Origin of the sequence: Candidatus Nanosynbacter sp. TM7-008, from assembly GCF_022828245.2 — a bacterium.
GTDB lineage: Bacteria > Patescibacteriota > Saccharimonadia > Saccharimonadales > Saccharimonadaceae > Nanosynbacter.
In genome coordinates this window covers 320,973-338,436 of record NZ_CP157587.1, presented here as the reverse complement: position 1 = coordinate 338,436, position 17,464 = coordinate 320,973, and the positions used below count along the sequence as shown (strand labels likewise).

At 43.2% G+C, this 17,464-nt stretch carries 17 protein-coding genes and 1 tRNA gene; 13 read left to right on the top strand and 5 right to left on the bottom strand.

Translation table 11 applies throughout. From position 1 onward, the window contains the following. Window positions 1-3 precede the first annotated feature (3 nt). The 3 genes from LRM48_RS01770 to recR are packed head-to-tail and all read left to right on the top strand — an operon-like array spanning window position 4 to window position 2,409. Window positions 4-1,464: an ArnT family glycosyltransferase gene (locus LRM48_RS01770; RefSeq protein ID WP_243812424.1), complete on the top strand. Its 1,461-nt coding sequence runs from the start codon at window positions 4-6 to the stop codon at window positions 1,462-1,464. 32 nt (window positions 1,465-1,496) lie between these two features. Continuing rightward, window positions 1,497-1,787, top strand: a complete 291-nt coding sequence (locus tag LRM48_RS01765) for a YbaB/EbfC family nucleoid-associated protein (RefSeq protein WP_129635271.1) — start codon at window positions 1,497-1,499, stop codon at window positions 1,785-1,787. A gap of 4 nt (window positions 1,788-1,791) precedes the next feature. Further along, on the top strand, window positions 1,792-2,409 hold the full coding sequence (recR, locus tag LRM48_RS01760; protein WP_243812425.1) for a recombination mediator RecR: 618 nt from the start codon (window positions 1,792-1,794) through the stop codon (window positions 2,407-2,409). 73 nt (window positions 2,410-2,482) lie between these two features. Here recR and LRM48_RS01755 read toward each other — a convergent pair whose 3' ends face one another. After that, entirely contained in the window at window positions 2,483-3,664 is a 1,182-nt protein-coding gene (locus LRM48_RS01755; RefSeq protein ID WP_243812426.1) for a PKD domain-containing protein, read from the bottom strand. 210 nt (window positions 3,665-3,874) lie between these two features. Here LRM48_RS01755 and LRM48_RS01750 point away from each other — a divergent pair, with 210 nt between their 5' ends. From LRM48_RS01750 to cysS, 3 genes are all read left to right on the top strand, one after another. Next, entirely contained in the window at window positions 3,875-4,855 is a 981-nt protein-coding gene (locus tag LRM48_RS01750; RefSeq protein WP_243812427.1) for a DHH family phosphoesterase, read from the top strand. A 216-nt stretch (window positions 4,856-5,071) separates the two neighbouring features. Beyond that, the gene (locus tag LRM48_RS01745) at window positions 5,072-5,623 is read left to right on the top strand and encodes a hypothetical protein (RefSeq protein WP_243812428.1); all 552 of its coding nucleotides are present in this window, start codon (window positions 5,072-5,074) and stop codon (window positions 5,621-5,623) included. Window positions 5,624-5,767: 144 nt separating this feature from the next. Continuing rightward, window positions 5,768-7,201 (top strand): cysteine--tRNA ligase, encoded by a 1,434-nt coding sequence (gene cysS / locus LRM48_RS01740; RefSeq protein WP_129744350.1) that lies wholly within the window; start codon window positions 5,768-5,770, stop codon window positions 7,199-7,201. A gap of 39 nt (window positions 7,202-7,240) precedes the next feature. Here cysS and LRM48_RS01735 read toward each other — a convergent pair whose 3' ends face one another. From LRM48_RS01735 to LRM48_RS01725, 3 genes are read right to left on the bottom strand one after another with little or no spacing between them, the layout of a single operon-like run. After that, the gene (locus LRM48_RS01735) at window positions 7,241-8,374 is read right to left on the bottom strand and encodes an AI-2E family transporter (protein WP_243812429.1); all 1,134 of its coding nucleotides are present in this window, start codon (window positions 8,372-8,374) and stop codon (window positions 7,241-7,243) included. 2 nt (window positions 8,375-8,376) lie between these two features. Then, the gene (locus tag LRM48_RS01730) at window positions 8,377-9,609 is read right to left on the bottom strand and encodes an ABC transporter permease (protein WP_243812430.1); all 1,233 of its coding nucleotides are present in this window, start codon (window positions 9,607-9,609) and stop codon (window positions 8,377-8,379) included. Next, on the bottom strand, window positions 9,602-10,351 hold the full coding sequence (locus LRM48_RS01725) for an ABC transporter ATP-binding protein (protein WP_243812431.1): 750 nt from the start codon (window positions 10,349-10,351) through the stop codon (window positions 9,602-9,604). The genes LRM48_RS01730 and LRM48_RS01725 overlap by 8 nt, the downstream gene beginning before the upstream one ends. A gap of 63 nt (window positions 10,352-10,414) precedes the next feature. Between LRM48_RS01725 and LRM48_RS01720 the strand changes: the two genes are divergently transcribed. The 5 genes from LRM48_RS01720 to LRM48_RS01700 all read left to right on the top strand — a co-directional run bounded on the left by LRM48_RS01720 (window position 10,415) and on the right by LRM48_RS01700 (window position 15,514). Further along, window positions 10,415-11,083, top strand: coding sequence for a response regulator transcription factor (locus LRM48_RS01720; RefSeq protein WP_243812432.1), 669 nt, complete (start codon window positions 10,415-10,417; stop codon window positions 11,081-11,083). After that, window positions 11,080-12,030, top strand: a complete 951-nt coding sequence (locus LRM48_RS01715) for a sensor histidine kinase (RefSeq protein WP_243812433.1) — start codon at window positions 11,080-11,082, stop codon at window positions 12,028-12,030. Before LRM48_RS01720 ends, LRM48_RS01715 begins: the two co-directional genes overlap by 4 nt. Window positions 12,031-12,106: 76 nt before the next feature. After that, on the top strand, window positions 12,107-12,565 hold the full coding sequence (locus LRM48_RS01710) for a GreA/GreB family elongation factor (protein WP_243812434.1): 459 nt from the start codon (window positions 12,107-12,109) through the stop codon (window positions 12,563-12,565). Window positions 12,566-12,916: 351 nt separating this feature from the next. Next, window positions 12,917-13,585, top strand: coding sequence for a DUF2268 domain-containing putative Zn-dependent protease (locus tag LRM48_RS01705; protein WP_243812435.1), 669 nt, complete (start codon window positions 12,917-12,919; stop codon window positions 13,583-13,585). Window positions 13,586-13,765: 180 nt separating this feature from the next. Further along, window positions 13,766-15,514 carry a DUF262 domain-containing protein gene (locus LRM48_RS01700; protein ID WP_243812436.1) on the top strand — a complete coding sequence of 583 codons (1,749 nt, stop codon included), beginning with the start codon at window positions 13,766-13,768 and terminating at the stop codon, window positions 15,512-15,514. 46 nt (window positions 15,515-15,560) lie between these two features. Here LRM48_RS01700 and LRM48_RS01695 read toward each other — a convergent pair. Further along, a tRNA-Gln gene (locus LRM48_RS01695) sits at window positions 15,561-15,635 on the bottom strand. 73 nt (window positions 15,636-15,708) lie between these two features. Between LRM48_RS01695 and LRM48_RS01690 the strand changes: the two genes are divergently transcribed. Together LRM48_RS01690 and LRM48_RS01685 are read left to right on the top strand one after the other, a co-directional pair. Further along, on the top strand, window positions 15,709-17,022 hold the full coding sequence (locus LRM48_RS01690; protein ID WP_129744359.1) for a class I SAM-dependent RNA methyltransferase: 1,314 nt from the start codon (window positions 15,709-15,711) through the stop codon (window positions 17,020-17,022). Window positions 17,023-17,043: 21 nt separating this feature from the next. Beyond that, window positions 17,044-17,391: an immunity protein Imm33 domain-containing protein gene (locus tag LRM48_RS01685; protein WP_129744360.1), complete on the top strand. Its 348-nt coding sequence runs from the start codon at window positions 17,044-17,046 to the stop codon at window positions 17,389-17,391. The last annotated feature ends 73 nt before the right edge of the window (window positions 17,392-17,464 follow it).

Below are 17,464 nucleotides of genomic sequence, written 5' to 3'. Positions count from 1 at the left end.
CCAATGAAAAAGCAAAAAGTTACCGATATATTCCTTTACCGATGGCGCTACATTTTCGGCTATACGCTATTGGCGTTATTATACGTGGGGGCTATTATAATTTCCGCGTTGCACGTGCCGGGAGGTTTGTCGCAAGCAGAAATCGACATGGTCAATACGACAAATCACTTGAACTTTAGCATCGAAGGAGTGGCCGTCACAAATCTGCCATTTCACCTTCTTCAATTGCTATTCTTTAAGCTATTCGGCGTCAGTTTATTAACAATTAAAGCGCCCGCCGTAATCCTTTCAATCGCCAGCTCCGTCGCCATTTTCTTCCTCTTAAAACGCTGGTTTAAGCCGTCCACGACAATTCTATCGCTATTAATCATGGCAACGACTGGACAATTCTTATTCATCGGTCAAAGCGCAACTGTTGGCATTTTATACATCTTTTACACCGCGCTAACTTTGCTTTTTGCTACATTGATTCTCCAGAAAGCCCAGAACGCCTCCATTTGGCGAATCAGCTTAGCCATCACCACGGCACTCAGCCTCTTCACTCCGTATTTTTGGTATATCAATCTGGGACTTCTAATCATCGCCCTCCTGCATCCACACCCACGCTATTTCCTCATCTCTCGAAAACACCGTAAGTCTTGGATTGTGCCGTCCGCCATTTTATTCGCGATTGGTTGTGCGATTAGTTTTCTTTGCTATAAATCCCACGCGCTATTTTACAACCTCATCGGCATCAACAGCCTAAGTTTTGATATCGTTGCAAACCTCAGGACTTTATATTACACATACATTCGCATTTTCCCATCAGTCGTAGGGAATCAAATCACACCAATTATGGACATCAACGCAATGGTGTTGATTGGACTAGGACTATTTCGCAGCTTCCAAAAAATCTCCAGCGCCCGCTCGTTTATGATTTGGTCGTGGCTAATCTTAGCATTGGCGCTGCTCATCTTCCAGCCAAGCCTCACCCCAATAATCATCATCCCGCTATTTATCCTCTTGGCGGTCGGATTGGAATCCCTAATGAACATGTGGTACGGACTTTTCCCGCGCAACCCATACGCTCGCGGCACAGGACTGGTTCTCATATCAATGTTAATCATCGTTATGGTGGCGGGCGGCAGCTTCCGCTACATTGACAGTTATCGCTATTTCCCAGAAGCAGCTTCACGCTTCAATAAAGATTTGTCTCTGCTCCGCAAGAATACTGCGCCGACCGATTCATTCTCATTATTGGTCAGCAAAGAAGAATCACCGATTTACGAAGCGCTTAAAAAACACAACTATCACCAGATATCAATTATCCACACAGCGCCAGCAAATGTCGGACAGACTTTATACGTTAGCCACAGCGTAAAGTCTCAAATTCCGCAGACTTACTCTGGACACTTGTCGTCAGTAATTGTCAATGACCATAAAGACGGTGACCGCTTCTATATCTACACATCCGACCGCAAATAGGGTATAATTATAAATGTTAAATAAGGAGGAATATGGCGTTTGATCAGGTAAAAATGCTGCAACAATTACGCAAAGCACAGAAACAATTGGGCAAAGAAATCATCGAAGTTGAGGCTGGCGATGGCGCTGTGATCGTACAAATCACTGGCGAATTAAAGATCAAGTCTGTAAAGATTGACCCGGAAATGGTTGACTTGGAGAATATCGAAGAGTTGGAACACTGGATCGAAATCGCAGTTCGCGACGGTATGACAAAGGCTCAGGAAGTCGCTGCTGAAACTATGAAGCCATTGATGGGCGGCTTGGGCAACTTGCCATTCTAAAGTCATGTCAATCGACATTTTACCAAAAGCTCTAACTGCTTTAATTGATGATTTTGGTAATTTACCTGGAGTTGGACCGCGTACGGCTGAAAGATATGCCTACGCGGTTTTACGCCGTAATCCCAAATCCGCAAAGCAATTAGCGCATTCACTAGATCAATTGCACGACCGAGTAAAAACCTGCCCGAAGACATTTGCGTTGATCGACTCAGATGACGACGTATCGCCTTTATACGCAGATTCGAACAGGAATAAAAGAGTAGTTTGTGTAGTCGAGGAGCCGCTAGATATCATTGCTATAGAAAGAACAGGGCAGTTCCTGGGTACGTACCACGTGCTGGGCGGCGTTATCTCACCAATTGACAATATCGGACCAGAACAATTACACATCCCAGAGCTAATTGAGCGTATAAAAACTGACGACGTTCAGGAGATTATTATTGCTACGAACGCTTCAGTTGAGGGCGAGTCGACCGCGCTATTCTTGCAGCGCTACATCCAAGAAGCTGGATTGAATACGACTATCACACGCTTGGCTAGAGGTATTCCAGTCGGCGTTGACCTTGAGTACGCAGACCAAATTACACTAACTCACGCGTTGGAAGGTCGAAAACAATTATAAACTCAACAGCTTCATCACCAATAAAAAATACCCGCCATCTCGGCGGGTATTTCGTTGCTAGCTTAGCACCTGATTACATTTGGCGGCGGCTAGCGATGTAAGCGATAGTAGCTGTAGTTAGCCCACCTAGGCCTAGTGCTGACATGATCGCGTCACTTGCACCAGTCTTTGGCAATTCTGGGCTAGGTGTTGGTGTTGAAGGAGTGTTTGGTGTAGGAGTTTCCTTACATTCGTCCAAGTTGGTCTTGTGAATCTTTTCGTTAAACTCTTCCTTCTTAATCTCCTTAGTGTACTTCTTGCCACCTTCTTCAATTACACAGACTGTGATCTTAGCAGGAGTTTCCTTACATTCATCCAAGTTGGTCTTGTGAATCTTTTCGTTAAACTCTTCCTTCTTAATCTCCTTAGTGTACTTCTTGCCACCTTCTTCAATTACACAAACGATCATCTTTGGTTCTGGCTTAACTGTAATAGTTTTTTGGCAGTTAGGGTTTTGCCTCTTAACTTCACCAGTTTCTTTACCGTTTACAGTAATAGTAACTGTGTAGTTACCTTCTTTTGCGTAAGTGTATTGAATTTCTGATGAGTTAGTTGTCTTGATGTTGTTATCACCGAAGTTGTATGTGTAGCTGGTGATAGATGCGCCACCCTTGGCAGTTGCCTTAACGCTGAATTTAAAGGTGTTTCGAGAAATCTCAGTTACTTGCAAAGCGTCACATGTTAGAGCAGGCTTTGCTGGAGGTGTTGTTGGGTTACCCCAAACTGGGTTACCGCAGTCTTTAATCACACCAGTGATAAATGAGCCGTTATTGTCAAACCATGCGTAAATATTGTAGCTCTTAGGTCCGTCAACAAAGCTCTGACCAGTTGTGTATTGATAGTAAGTATATCCGTTTGAGGTCTTGTAGCTACGTTGTGGCTGAGGCTGACGAGTACCAGCTTTAGATTGTACGGTTATAGCGTTTGTAGCTACAACACGACCGTCAACTGTAATATTACCATTTGCGTCAACTACACCTTCGCGCATATTTGATCCGCCCTGAACCATAGTTTCAGTAACGTACCACTCTTTATATAGTTCTTTAATTTCTGTACGGCTGTATGCTGTTTGCAATTCCGACATAGAATGCGTACCACAGTATACAACGTTAAATTTGTTACAGCCGGCAGCCTGTGAAGGTGATGCCAACCAGATTCCACCGAGCATAGCAAATCCCAGAGAGATAGCAATGCCGATTTTCTTAAATTTGTTCATAAAAACTCCTCTTTTCCAGCCCTATCTTCAGGCTTTATGTCCTCATACTAGCACAATCTTTATATTTTGTCAATAATAATTTATAAAAATGTTTATGTTTTTTCGATTGCGCAGTATTTTTAATAGTCCATCACATATTATACCACTTATGTAATTAAAAACAATATATATTATATATTAGAGTAAAAATCATTTGTTATAATAAATAATATGCTAGATACAGCTAAACAATTCATTCAATCCGCAAACAATATAGTTATTATTCAAGCCGAAAATCCCGACGGCGACAGCCTGGGTTCAAGCTTGGCACTGGAAGAAGTCTTAAGCGATCTAGGGAAGACTGTTACTTTATATTGTCCAGTAGATATACCGAAATATCTTCATTATATTCACGGTTGGGATCGAGTACAGAACGACTTTCCGTTTCAAGCCGACGCCGCGATAATTGTCGATACAAGCGCGGATGTGCTTCTCAGTAAGGTACTGGAAACTCCTGGAGCGCGGCATTTTCTGGAAACGCACCCGACTCTGGTTATCGATCATCACACAGCCGAATCAACGCTCAGCTTTGATCATATTATGTTATCAGAAACCGTCGTGGCGACCGGGGAATTACTGTACAAACTGTTCAAGCATTCCGACTGGAAGATAAACCCTCAGGCTGCCGAAGATTTATTGATAGCTATTATGAGCGATAGCCTGGGACTTACTACGCAAAACACTACGGCTCAGACTTTCCATACGGCGGGAGAACTTACAGAACTGGGCGCTTCCAACGCGGAAATTGAAGAGCGACGACGCGAATTTATGAAAAAATCGCCAGAAATTTTGACGTACAAGGGAAAATTGATCGAGCGAATCGAATATTTATTAGACGGACAATTGGCGCTAGTACACGTGCCGTTTGAGGAAATCCAAGCCTACAGCGACGCTTATAATCCTGGCGCGTTGATTGGTGACGAGTTGAGGCTGGTTGAAGGCGTGGCGCTTAGTTGCGTTATTAAGACTTACCCTGACGGCAAATTGACTGCGCGGCTGCGAGGTAATTTACCAATTGCTGACACCGTAGCTGGATACTTCGGTGGCGGCGGTCATCCGTACGCGGCAGGATTCCGCGTATATGAAAGCTATGACGAAATCGTAAGGGAATTAGTTACGGCGACGGATAAGGCTCTACGAGAAGCAGAATAGTATTGACATTTTATTCTATTAGTGATATAAATGAATACAGCTTTTGTTGACGAGTAAATCCTTATCCGAAAGCGAACCTTGACAAGCAGCCTAGCACGGGATGAGGTTTTATTCCTTTTTTGAGGAGAAAATATAAAGAGGAATGGAATCTCATCCTGTGTTGAAAAGAACAACACTCAACCACATTCACGTGGGGATGAGAAGAAAGGGAGAACGATGAAACTCATCGATGCTCGAACGGGTGAGTGCAGGGGAAATATCCTGATTCTAGACAACCCAGCCGAGAGCCCAAGCCGACGCCTGCTCACGATCCACGTAGATCAAGAGAATTGGGAAATGCTAGAGGCTATCACTAATTTCCGAAAGGAATTAGTCAAGGCCTTTAGGGACGCTTATGGCTATGAATCTCAGAGGCTACTAGATGTACTAAACTCTGTCGACGAATGCATAATCACCATTGCGTCCTATGGACGCACAGATCGGCAACTCTCGAAAGATAACGAGAGAGTTTCTACGAGAAACCTGTCTGCTGTAGCGGATAGGCTCAGCAATATGATTGTTGGAGATCTCTCCCTACTCGCAGTCCATACTGAAGCCGAAAGAGTAAAAAAGGAACACTGTATAAGTATTGCTCCGCTTTACTTCTTTGCTTACGTCAACGCTGTATGGCACTATGCGCTGAATAGCACTAGCTATGCGCTGAGGGTGCAGGACTTCAGAAATACTCTCCTCGTGATGGCAGACAGCTTAAGACCAGATGCCAGCTGAGAGAGCCTGGCCCACAATAGCGACAAGTTGTTCTTTTTTATAAAGGCTGCTTGTCGCTATTCCTTGGAAATTATTAGGTCCCGAATGGGGCTGTTTTTTATACCAATTTTGAAAAACTGACCAGAGTGCCGTACAATAGAACTAATGATAAAGCTCTATAACACGCTCACTAGACGGAAAGATGAACTGACGCCGCTTGACGGAGAAACGGTCAAATTTTACACCTGTGGTCTAACAGTTTATTCGCAACCGCACATCGGCAATTGGGTTGGCTATATTTACTGGGATGTGTTGGTGCGATTGCTACGCTGGCAAGATATTCCCGTTATTCGAACGCAAAACATCACTGATGTTGGACATTTGACCAGCGATGACGATAACGGCGAGGACAAAATGGAAAAAGGTGCGCGCCGTGAAGGGAAGACTGCCTGGGATGTGGCGGAAAGATATATTTCCGTTGCAAATCATGAAGCCTACGACGTACTGAAATTGATAAAACCAGATTACTTGGTGCGGGCGACGGATTATATTCAGCAGCAGATTGACTTCGCAAAAGGACTGGACGAAAAAGGATTTTTATATAAAATCGACGGCGACGGCATGTATTTTGATACGTCGCTTTTGAAGGATTACGGTAAATTAGCGCGGCTGAACGTAGCTGGGCTGGAGGCTGGCGCCAGAGTGAGCGTTAAAGGAAAGCGCAATATTACCGACTTCGCCGTGTGGAAGTTTTCACCAAAAGACGCCAAACGCGATATGGAATGGGATAGTCCGTGGGGAGTCGGTTTTCCTGGATGGCATTTGGAATGTTCGACAATTGCCCGTGAAACGCTCGGCGACTCCATCGATATTCACGCAGGCGGGATTGATCATATTCCAGTTCATCACACGAATGAAATTGCCCAGAGCGAAAGTCTGACTGGAAAACAATTTTCTCAGATTTGGCTACATAATAATCACATAAAAGTCGACGGCCGGAAGATGAGTAAATCACTGGGTAATATTATTACGCTGGAAGATATTATTTCGCTAGGGTTTAGTCCGATGGCGTTTAAGCTGGCGATTCTCAGCAAACATTATCAAACGGAGGGCAATTTTACCTGGGAAATTCTGGAAGCAGCGCAGGCACGATTGAATCATTGGCGGGATTACGCGGTTCTGAGACATCAGACTCACGACACACTGGAAGATGACGATGATAAGGACGAGCAGGACGATTCGGTTTCGTTGCTAGCGGGACGTCAGGCGTTGGTCGAGAAATTGAATGACGATTTGGATACTCCAGGCGCACTGGCGTTGATTGATGAAGTATTCTCAAAGTTGGATCATACGCCGCTTGATAAGATTCATCAACAGAGCTTGGTGCAATTTATTGATGAGATTGACGAGATTTTAGGGCTAGACTTGGCTGAGTCTACGCCTGATATTACTGATGATTTGAAGAGGTTGATTATCCAGCGACGTCAAGCGCGCGCAGAGAAAAATTGGGAAGAATCCGACAGAATTCGCGATAAACTTCTTCAGGCTGGCGTTGCTGTTCGTGATACGCCAAGCGGCAGTGTTTGGACATGGAAATAGCCCGCTGGATTCAACGGGCTATATTTTTTCTGCGTCAAACTAATCTTCGTTTTTCAATTTCTTAACTAATTTATTAAGCGGCTTTTCGTTCTCAACACGCTTAGACTTAACCTGCTCTAAGTAATTGTCTAGCAAAACCTTAACGACACCAGCGGCTGGAATAGCAACCAAACCGCCCAATAGACCACCAACATATAAACCAATTGTCACCGCGACCAAGACAGTCAGAGCCGACAACTCAACCTTCTTTGACTGGATAGAAGGAGAAACAAAGTTGTTCTCAATCTGTTGGTAAATCACGAAATAAATCGCGTAAATAATGCCTGCTGTCATATTATTGAAGAATAGTAGTAGCGATATCAACGTGCCAGCAATCGTTGCGCCAAACATCGGAATTAGTGTCAATACAAACGTCGCCATAACGGTGAGCATTGCCAAATTGGAATTTATGACAGGGAATGTCAAACTCAGCACAAACACCACGAAACCTGATAATATCGCATCGATTCCAGAAACGGTCAATTGCCCAGAAACATAACCTGTGACCACGTTATACATTCGGCCAACCAGCTTCTTATGACGCTCCATTTTTTCTTCGTCGTTGTACAATCCCCACAAACGCTTCACCCAAGTTGGACCCTCAAGGAGCATCAGGAATGACAGCACCAACACCAAGAATAACGATCCTAAGAATGACGCCAAAGAACCAACGCTGGATAATAAATTAGTGCCGACGCTCGTCGCCCAAGACGAAGATTGCTGCTTAATATTTTCCATCATCGAATCGACCTGCGGGCGCAAATTGTTCTTATCAATAAAATCGTTGACGCCACGCCACTGTGAGCTGGCTTGGTCGATTATACTCGGAATGCTCTCGACAAATTTGGCAGATTGTTGGACAATTGGCGGAATAACAAACCAAATCACGCAGCCCAAAAGCAGAACCAGCGTCGTATACGCCAGCGCCGTGCCGCCCAATCGGCTTTTCCCAGGAAGCTTCTTAGCAATTGCCGCAACCGGACGATTAAGCGCCAACGCCAAAAACAGGGAAATTCCCAGTAAAATCAGCGCATCCTTCGCGGAATAAATTGCCAAACCAGCCAGACCAAAGCCCATCACGACCAGCCAAAATCGCACAAATGTTTTCGTGTCTATCTCTATACGTACTTTCATAATTAAACTTTACCAGCTTTTCGGCGTGTCCGCAACGCCGACAGAGATAATTTACTATCATAAGACATCGCGCCGTAACGGAAAACGCGCACGGATAACCACATAACAAACACCGCTGTAGCGACCAAAATTGCCGTGCCGAGCAAAGCTTCCCAAATTGGCAGGTTTCCTATTGCGTTTCGTAATAACAATGGAATCGGCGCGGTGAATGGAAATAGCGACAAGAACTTAACGAAGAAATAATCAGGGAAGGAAACGAACGCCGTGATTCCGTAAAATGGACCAATGAATAGCATAATCACAATTCCAAACCACTGACTGGCTTCTTTAGCGGTCGGCATCATCGCGCCCAAAGTCACCAACATTCCCGTAAATAAAGTGAAGCTTGCGGAGAAAATTATGATCGCCAGACCAATTCTCACAGGATCAAACACAAGCGTGCTCAAGTCCAGATTAGGCAATTGCAATTTCGAGCCAAACGCCAAATAGCCCGCCAAAACTGGCAAAACAATCACCAAAATCTGAATCAAAGCCAATACCATCAAAGACAGAATTTTACCCGTAATCAAAGTGTCAGTTTTAACGGTCGTAAGCAGCATTTCCACCGTGCGATTTTCTTTTTCCTCGGTGGTGCTAATGAGCATTTGATTGCCAAAAATACTGATGAGAATGAACAAAATAGCCAAAAACATTCCCGGTACAATCATCTCATTAATGCCGCCGTGCTCTTTTCCGTTCAGATATGTGGTTGATGACAATTGGACTTTGTCGCGTAAAATTGCAACTTGCGCTGGACTGATGTCGCTTGCTACTGATTGACTCAATAAACTCTGCGCCACCGCGCCGTATTTTCCGTTTTGGAATAACCCAACATCTTTACCGTAAACTTCAACCTTTTGCTTGCTCAAATCTTTTGGAAAATAAACATACGCATCAACCTTATTATTTTTTACGTCGTCAATTCCAGATTCTTTCGATTTGGCAGTTTTGGCTTTAATTGCCGCCAGCAATTCTGGCTTTACCAACTTCGAATCGTCCGTGACTTCCAGCGAAAATTCTTGCTTTTCCAGATTTTTTGACGCTTCAATAGTCGTGCTTTGCGACCAAAACATAATGCCATACAGAACGCCAATCAACAAAGGAAATCCCAATGCCGTCAACCAAAACGTCGGTTTCTTCAATGTTCTAAGCGTTTCAAATTTGAAAACCGTCCCCAAATTATGCATTTTACTCATCGCTCAACTCCTTCGCTTCGCCGCCGTAAACTTGGACAAAAATGTCGTCCATTGAAGCGCCGCCAAATTGACTTTTTACTTCTTCCAATGTGCCGTATGCCGCCGCTTGACCGTCTTTCAATAAAATCAAACGATCGCACAATCTTTCTACTTCCTCCATCTGGTGTGTCACGTAAATAATCGTTGCGCCAGCTTTTCGCTGCTCCTCAATTATGTTCATTAACAAACGGCGATTCACCGGGTCAAAACCTTTGGCTGGCTCGTCCATAATCAGTAGTTCTGGATCGCCCATAATCGTTACGCCAAGCTGAATTTTCTGTTGCTGTCCGCCAGATAATTTGTCAAGTTGCGTGCTGGCCTTATCGCTCAAATTGACGCGCTCCAAAAACTTCAGGGAAAAATCCTTAGCCTCTTTGCGACTCAAGCCCTTCAACTGACCAAAGTAAATCATCACGTCTAAGACTTTTTCTTTTTTATACAAACCGCGTTCCTCAGGAAGATATCCAAGGCGAATCTGACTTTCCACCGAATACGGCTTGCCGTTTATCAATAAATCGCCCGCGGTCGGCTGGTATAGTCCCAACAATGCGCGCAACGTCGTAGTTTTTCCTGAGCCATTACTTCCCAAAAAACCAAAAACTTCACCACGAAAAACGTCGAAACTCAGATCTTTAATAACAGTTTTATCGCCGAAACTCATCTTAAAATGACGAATCTCAACCATTTTTTTATTATCTGGCATACGCCTCCTTTTCTTTAAATAAAATTATAGCACTTAGCGCAGGAAAAAAGATATAATATAAATATGCGACTACTGGTCATTGAGGACGAACGAAAAATTGCGAGGGTCATAACCAAATCTTTGAAGCGCGAAAAATACGCGGTTGATGCGGCGTACGACGGGGAAGAGGGCTTTAATTTGGCGGATAGTCAGCCGTATGATTTGTTGATTGTTGATCGAATGCTGCCGGGATTAGAAGGCACGGAGATTGTTAAAAAACTGCGCGAAAATGGAAAAAATATGCCTATTCTGTTTCTGACAGCGCTGAGCACAACCGAAGATAAAACGCTTGGGCTGGACGTGGGCGCCGATGATTATTTGACTAAACCTTTTGCGATTGATGAGTTGTTGGCGCGAGTGCGAGCCTTGCTCCGTCGGCCGCCAATTCAGCAACCAGACATCTTGAAAATTGACGATTTGACAATTGACAAGCAGCAGCAAACCGTAACGCGAGCCGGGAAGAATATAGACCTAACGAACAAAGAATATGCGCTGCTGGAATATTTGATGCAACATCCGAATCAGATTCTCAGTAAAGAAACACTGATTGATCACGTTTGGGATTTTGATGCCGATATTTTGCCGAATAATGTCGAGGCATACATAAAAAATCTGCGCCAAAAAATCGACAAACCGTTCAAAAAACAATTGATAAAAACCGTGCGCGGCTTCGGTTATAGGATTGAATCATGAAAATTTTTACTTCAGCAACAATTAAGTTGGCGGGCTGGTATTTGATGATTTTGATGATCGTCAGCCTACTGTTTAGTAGCATTATTTTTCAGGTGGCACGCTCAGAGGTTGATGCGCAAATTCATAAAATTATCGTTCAAAGGAAGGGCGATTTTCCTGCAATCAATTTGTCGGAAAGAATAGATAATTCAACTCGAAATCTTTTAATTAGTTTGGGCTATATAAATCTTATAGTTCTGCTCGCTGGCGGTTGGTGTTCATATTTATTGGCGAAAATTACTTTGCGACCGATAGAAACCGCCCACAAAGCTCAATCGCGATTTGTTGCTAATGCCAGCCATCAGCTCCGAACGCCTCTAGCAATTATGAAGGCAGAAACTGAATTTTCGCTAAAAAATCGGAAGGCGAATAAGGCGGAACTTACAGAAACTCTGGAAAGCAATTTGGAGGAAATAAATAAGTTGACTGAGCTTACAGCGATGCTTCTGGAACTGTCGCGGACAGAAAATAAGTTGGCACTGGAAGATAAAAGTTTTAACTTGACGGAATTGATATCCGAACTCATCCGCGAACGAAAAGCCGAAGCGCGAGTTAAAATGAATTGCCCAGAACACATAAATATTCCGCTTCATCACACTGCGACGCGAGAATTGTGCGCGATTTTACTCGACAATTCATTGAAACATAGTCCGAAAAATTCTGTGGTAAAAATTTGCATCATTCCATCGAAACAAAACATCACCGTCAACTTCATCAACGACGGCACGATTTCACAACAAACCTTACCGCACGTCTTTGAGCGATTTTTTCGCGGCAACCAACAGACGAAAGGCTATGGATTAGGATTGCCATTAGCGGAACAATTGACAAAAGCGCTAGGCGGACAAATCTCTGTTAGCACCTCGAAAAACTCAACCACCTTCACAATTTCTTTGCCGATTCTGTAAATTTTCAGCTATTTTTCAGAATTAGATGTTGTAATAGGATTGTTGATTGGCAAATTGCCGATCCGAAAGGGGAAGTATGAGTACAACATTTTTAAGCAAAAAAGGATTTAAAGAGCTTCAGAAAGAAATTTCTGGACTGGAGATTTCAGAAAAAGCGCTCATATTAGAATTGAAAGAAATTGGGCGTGCCAAATCACGCGATGATAAATTACACCGCAACGACGTGATTACGCAACTGGAAAATATCCAATCAAAAATCTTTATGAAGAAGGATATTTTGCGTCACGCTAAGCCGCTACCAAGGAAGCGTGATCGATTGAAAATTGCTATCGGCTCAGTCGTGGATTTGGTGGATCAGCAAGGAAAAATTTTCCGCTATACGCTAGTTCACAGCCTGGAAGCAAACCCTCTGGACGGGCGAATTTCCGTGGACAGTCCGCTGGGGAAAAGTCTACTAAATCATAAGAAATCCGAAACCGTCTCCTGGAAAAATGGCTTGGCGACCAGGCAACTACAGGTTATCAACATTAGCTAATCTCAATTGTCCACCACGACAGTTTAGCTCTCACTGGCGAGTGGGAGCTTTTTTATTTTTAATAGTATTTTATTCCGTTTCTGAAATTTAATATAAAAACAAAAATCGCCCAAAAGAGCGATAATTTATGTCTGCTAAAATTTGGCTGGGACGGCAGGATCCGAACCTATTTCCAGACTATGGCACGACGTTGAAAAAGAAACCAGGGCAAAGCCCTGTTCGGCGGGCTGGGACGCTAGCAACCCGCCGAAGGTCGCTGCTGATATTTTAGTGATTTCCATTTAAATATTGCACTTAATAAATAGCGTTGTCCCTATAGTGATACTTATGTTATTGCAATATAATAAAATCATGAGCAAACTCCACCTACACATCGCTAACGCCAACCAAACTTTCACCGATGCCGAAATTACCATATTCAAAAATACAGCGCAACAAGCCGAGACTTTTGTTTCGAGCGAGTTTGCGCAGTTTGATTACGAAGTTGATGTAATTATCACTACACCTTCGTTTATGCTGCCAACTATCGCCGAGGACGGAATCGCTGGCAAAACGCTTCATTCGCGCTTGATTATGATTTCTGTCGATAAAAGCCAGCACGGAGTTAGCGAGGATTTTATTTTCGAAACGATTTGCCACGAAATGTCACATTCGCTGCGTTGGGAAAAACTGCCTGAATATGCCGAAACTATGTTTGATGGGATGATTTCGGAGGGCTTGGCGGTCGCGCTAGAAGAGGAAGCAATGATTAAACTCGGACGGCGAAACCAACAATTTTTCTTGAGAGAAATACAGAAAACTACTTCTCAAGCTGAAATTGACAAGATAATTGCCGCACTACAAGGCAATTTTGAAGACAAGATTTACGATTATACCAAAATATTTTTCACCGGCGATGATATTTTGCCGCGCTGGGCGGGGTATAAACTTGGGTATTACTTTGTGAAGCAATACCTACATCAAACTAGTCAGACTATCGCACAGGCGACTTTGGCAAGTTACAAGGATTTTATCCTATAAATTGAAGAGTCCCCGTCGCGATATGCGTAACAACGGGGACGAAACGTAGTTTTAAACTACGCTTTTTGTGATCGCGCCATCCGCGACGTGAAGGCTACCTGCCGCAGCCGATGCTGCGACATGCTATAATTACACCAAGAATATTCACAAATTTAGCGACAAAAAATAAACGGGGGATATATGTCAAAGCTAAACGTAGACCAAAAAAGTATCTATGCACTCTTATCGGATAGAAAAGCAGACTACATCATACCAGATTACCAGCGTCCATATGCGTGGGATGAGGATAGTTGTCAGACTCTCTGGGATGATATATTTTATTTCGCAATACCAGATAATGACGCCACAAAGTTTGACACGAACGACGAGTATTTTCTTGGCTCGATTGTGACTTTTGAAAACGACAGGAAACAGAAGGAAGTGATCGACGGTCAGCAGCGCCTAACCACATTCATGCTTCTCCTTCGAGCTTTTTACGATCGCTTCACCAAAATGCAAGACCAAGGCTCAAAAGACTTTTCCGAGCGTATCGCCAGCTGTATATGGAAAACAGATGAAATGGGCAAGCCAGATAAAGATCACCTAAAAATAGATTCTGTTGTCGCCACTGATAAAGACAAGGAGGAATTCCTTTCAATCCTAAGAACAGGCATCGTTACAAACGACCAAACTAGCCGATACGCCAATAACTTTAGATTTTTCCTTAAAAAAGTTGACGAATTCATCAATAGCTTCCCAACTTTTGCAAAGAACTTGCCAGCAAGAATTCTCAATAACTGCATCTTAATGCCAATCGAAGCCGAATCTCAAGATACCGCTCTTCGCATATTCTCAACATTAAACGATAGGGGCCTCCCACTTTCAGATTCTGATATTTTTAAGGCTCAATTCTATCAATATTACAAGCAGAAAAGCGAAGACGACAGGGATGAGTTTATTAAAGATTGGAAAAAACTCGAGGAGACATGTGAAAAAATCTTTCACCCAATCACCGGCACACCAATGGACGATTTGTTTACGAGATACATGTATTTCATTCGCGCCAAGCGAGACAATAACAAGTCTTCCACGACCGAGTCACTTAGAAGATTCTATGAGCGTGATAAATATTCCGTACTTAAACAAGATGACACTTTTGAAAATCTTAAAGATCTTGCTCAATTCTGGGAAGATATTACCGATCAAAATCGTGAACGTTTCAGCGAAGACGTCTTAAAGAAGCTCTTTATATTAAACTACGCGCCAAATAGCATGTGGAATTATTTCATATCTGTTTACTATTTAGCAAATCGCACCGAAGACGGAAAATTGGATGATGAAGATTTTAAGATGTTTCTCGATCGTACAATTGCATTCATATGGGGATACGCAATAATGCACCCAGGCGTGAACGCATTAAGAACGCCTATTTTTGCCGAGATGCTAAATATAGTTAATCTAAATGAAGTTACATTCTCAGACTTCAAATTTGATAAAGAGCAAACACGCAGTGCGATCCTTATTTATGATTTCAAAAACGGCAGACCAATCACCAAATCCATGCTAGCGCTTCGTATGATGCTCAATAAAGAGCAGTCATATCCAAAACTCTCTCAGCAGTTTGATATTGAACATATTTATCCCAGAAAGCGACAAGAAAATGAGAAAGGATTGTCTAATAATCGGCAAATCGACCTCCTTGGTAATAAATCTCTTTTAGAAAAACGAGTCAATATTCGCGCATCCGACTATAGGTTCGAAGATAAAATTAAATATTACCAGGGTTTTGATAATAGTAGAGGACAGCGCATAGGCGGAACAGAAAATCTTGAACTCAAGAATATAAGCAATGTTTATAAAAAATTCGGAGAAAAAGAAATTGTTGAGAGGACTAATTTGTTTATTGACGATTTTATGAATTTACTAGATAAAAATGGCTTGATTGCTTAAAAACAAAAAATCGCCCAAAAGAGCGATAATTTATGTCTGTCAAATTTGGCTGGGACGGCAGGATTCGAACCTGCGAATGCTGGGACCAAAACCCAGTGCCTTACCACTTGGCGACGTCCCACTATTGCCAGGACAATGACGATTATAGCACGCCAGCCAGAAAAAATCCACACATCCTGATATAATATAACCTAATGAGAAAGCAAATTTTTGAGACTTTAAGATTGGAAAAAATCGTTGGCGGCGGGCAAGCTATCGGAACACTTGACGATGGTCGCAAAGCGTTCGTCTGGGGAGGGCTGCCAAAAGAACTTGTAACGATTCGCGTGACAAAGAAAAAATCACACTTCGTCGAAGGAATAGTGACGGAAATTATCAAGAAAAGTCCAGAGCGAATTACGCCGAAGGATGAAAACAGTTATTTAAGCACCAGTCCTTGGCAAATAATGCCGATGTCCAGCGAGCAATCGCACAAAGCGTTGCTAATCGAAGAGGCTTTTTTGCTTCACAACGTTACATTGCCTGAAAAAATCGAGGTATTTTCTGACGGCGTAGAATTTAATTATCGCAATAAAGTCGAGTTCAGTTGGTTCGGCGACAAAACGGACGACGACGAAAAGGAAACTCTGGACTTGGCGTTTTTCAAGCGTGGCGGCAAGGGAAAAGTCGTCGTTGACGGAACCAGCTTGGCGCACCCGAGCATAAATAAATTGGCAATTGAAATCCGCGACCTATTACGAGAAAAGCCAATCGTCGCGCGCCAATTAAAAACGCTCTTGATCCGCTCAGACCAACAGGGAAATGCCGTTTGGCAATTGTACGTAAAAGATCGAATAGAAAATCTGATTTCCGAGGGCGAAGCCAAACTGCTATCAGCCGCGGGTGGTGAAATAATCTACTCCGACCCCAAAAGTCCAGCCAGCAGAATCACCGAACGCTTGAACAAATTCGGCGACACAACACTGAGCGACACGATTTTAGGCGTCGCCTTCAACTACGCTTGCGAAGGATTTTTCCAAGTCAACATTCCCGTTTACGAAAAGGCCTTGAGCGATATGAAAGCGTGGATTAATTGCAATGAAAAATTGCCGACGCTCGACCTTTACTCTGGAGTTGGGACAATCGGTTTGACAATTGGCGGAGATGACGTGACGCTGGTGGAGATTAACGAACATGCCGTCGCGGAAATGCAGAGGAATATTGCCAAGCTGAATCGACCGAATGCCAAGGCGATTTTGGCGCCAAGCGAAAAATCTCTGGAATATATAACGAGCGAGCAAATTATCATCGTTGATCCGCCGCGCGCTGGACTTCACGCGGATGTTACTAATCGACTGCTGGAAACAGAGCCGCCTCGGATTATTTATCTGAGTTGCAATCCTGTCACGCAAGCGCGAGACGTCAGCCTGCTTCAGGAAAAATACGAAATCGTACATCATCAAGGCTACAATTTCTTCCCGAGGACGCCGCACATTGAGCACCTTGTGGTTTTGGATAGAAATATATAAACATAGAGTCGCGGAGGTTTTATGAAATTATTTAATAAAAAAGAAGCTCCTCTTATACAAAACGCTGGAGGTGCTATTATAACTAAGTCGATTTATGAAGGAAAATCTAAGCTGAAATGGCTTTTTAGAGAGGAAGGAGCCAATCCAGCCGATTGTGGATGGCGAGCAATAGGAGACACTGATACTCAAGAATATATAGATAACCCAAAGAATCTCATCATTGTAGATTTCAATACCCTTGCAAATATTGAGCCTGCGGTTTTAGCAGTATACGACATGCCCATAGGTACAGACCTAACGTTCCATTTTGACGAAAGCGGAAGGTATTTTACCGATTCAAACACTGGTAATCGAATAAAAATGCACTAGTAGGCTCAATAATATCTAGAAAATACCCAAATTAAAATATTCACTAGCTCCTATAAGTCGCGCCTATCTACGG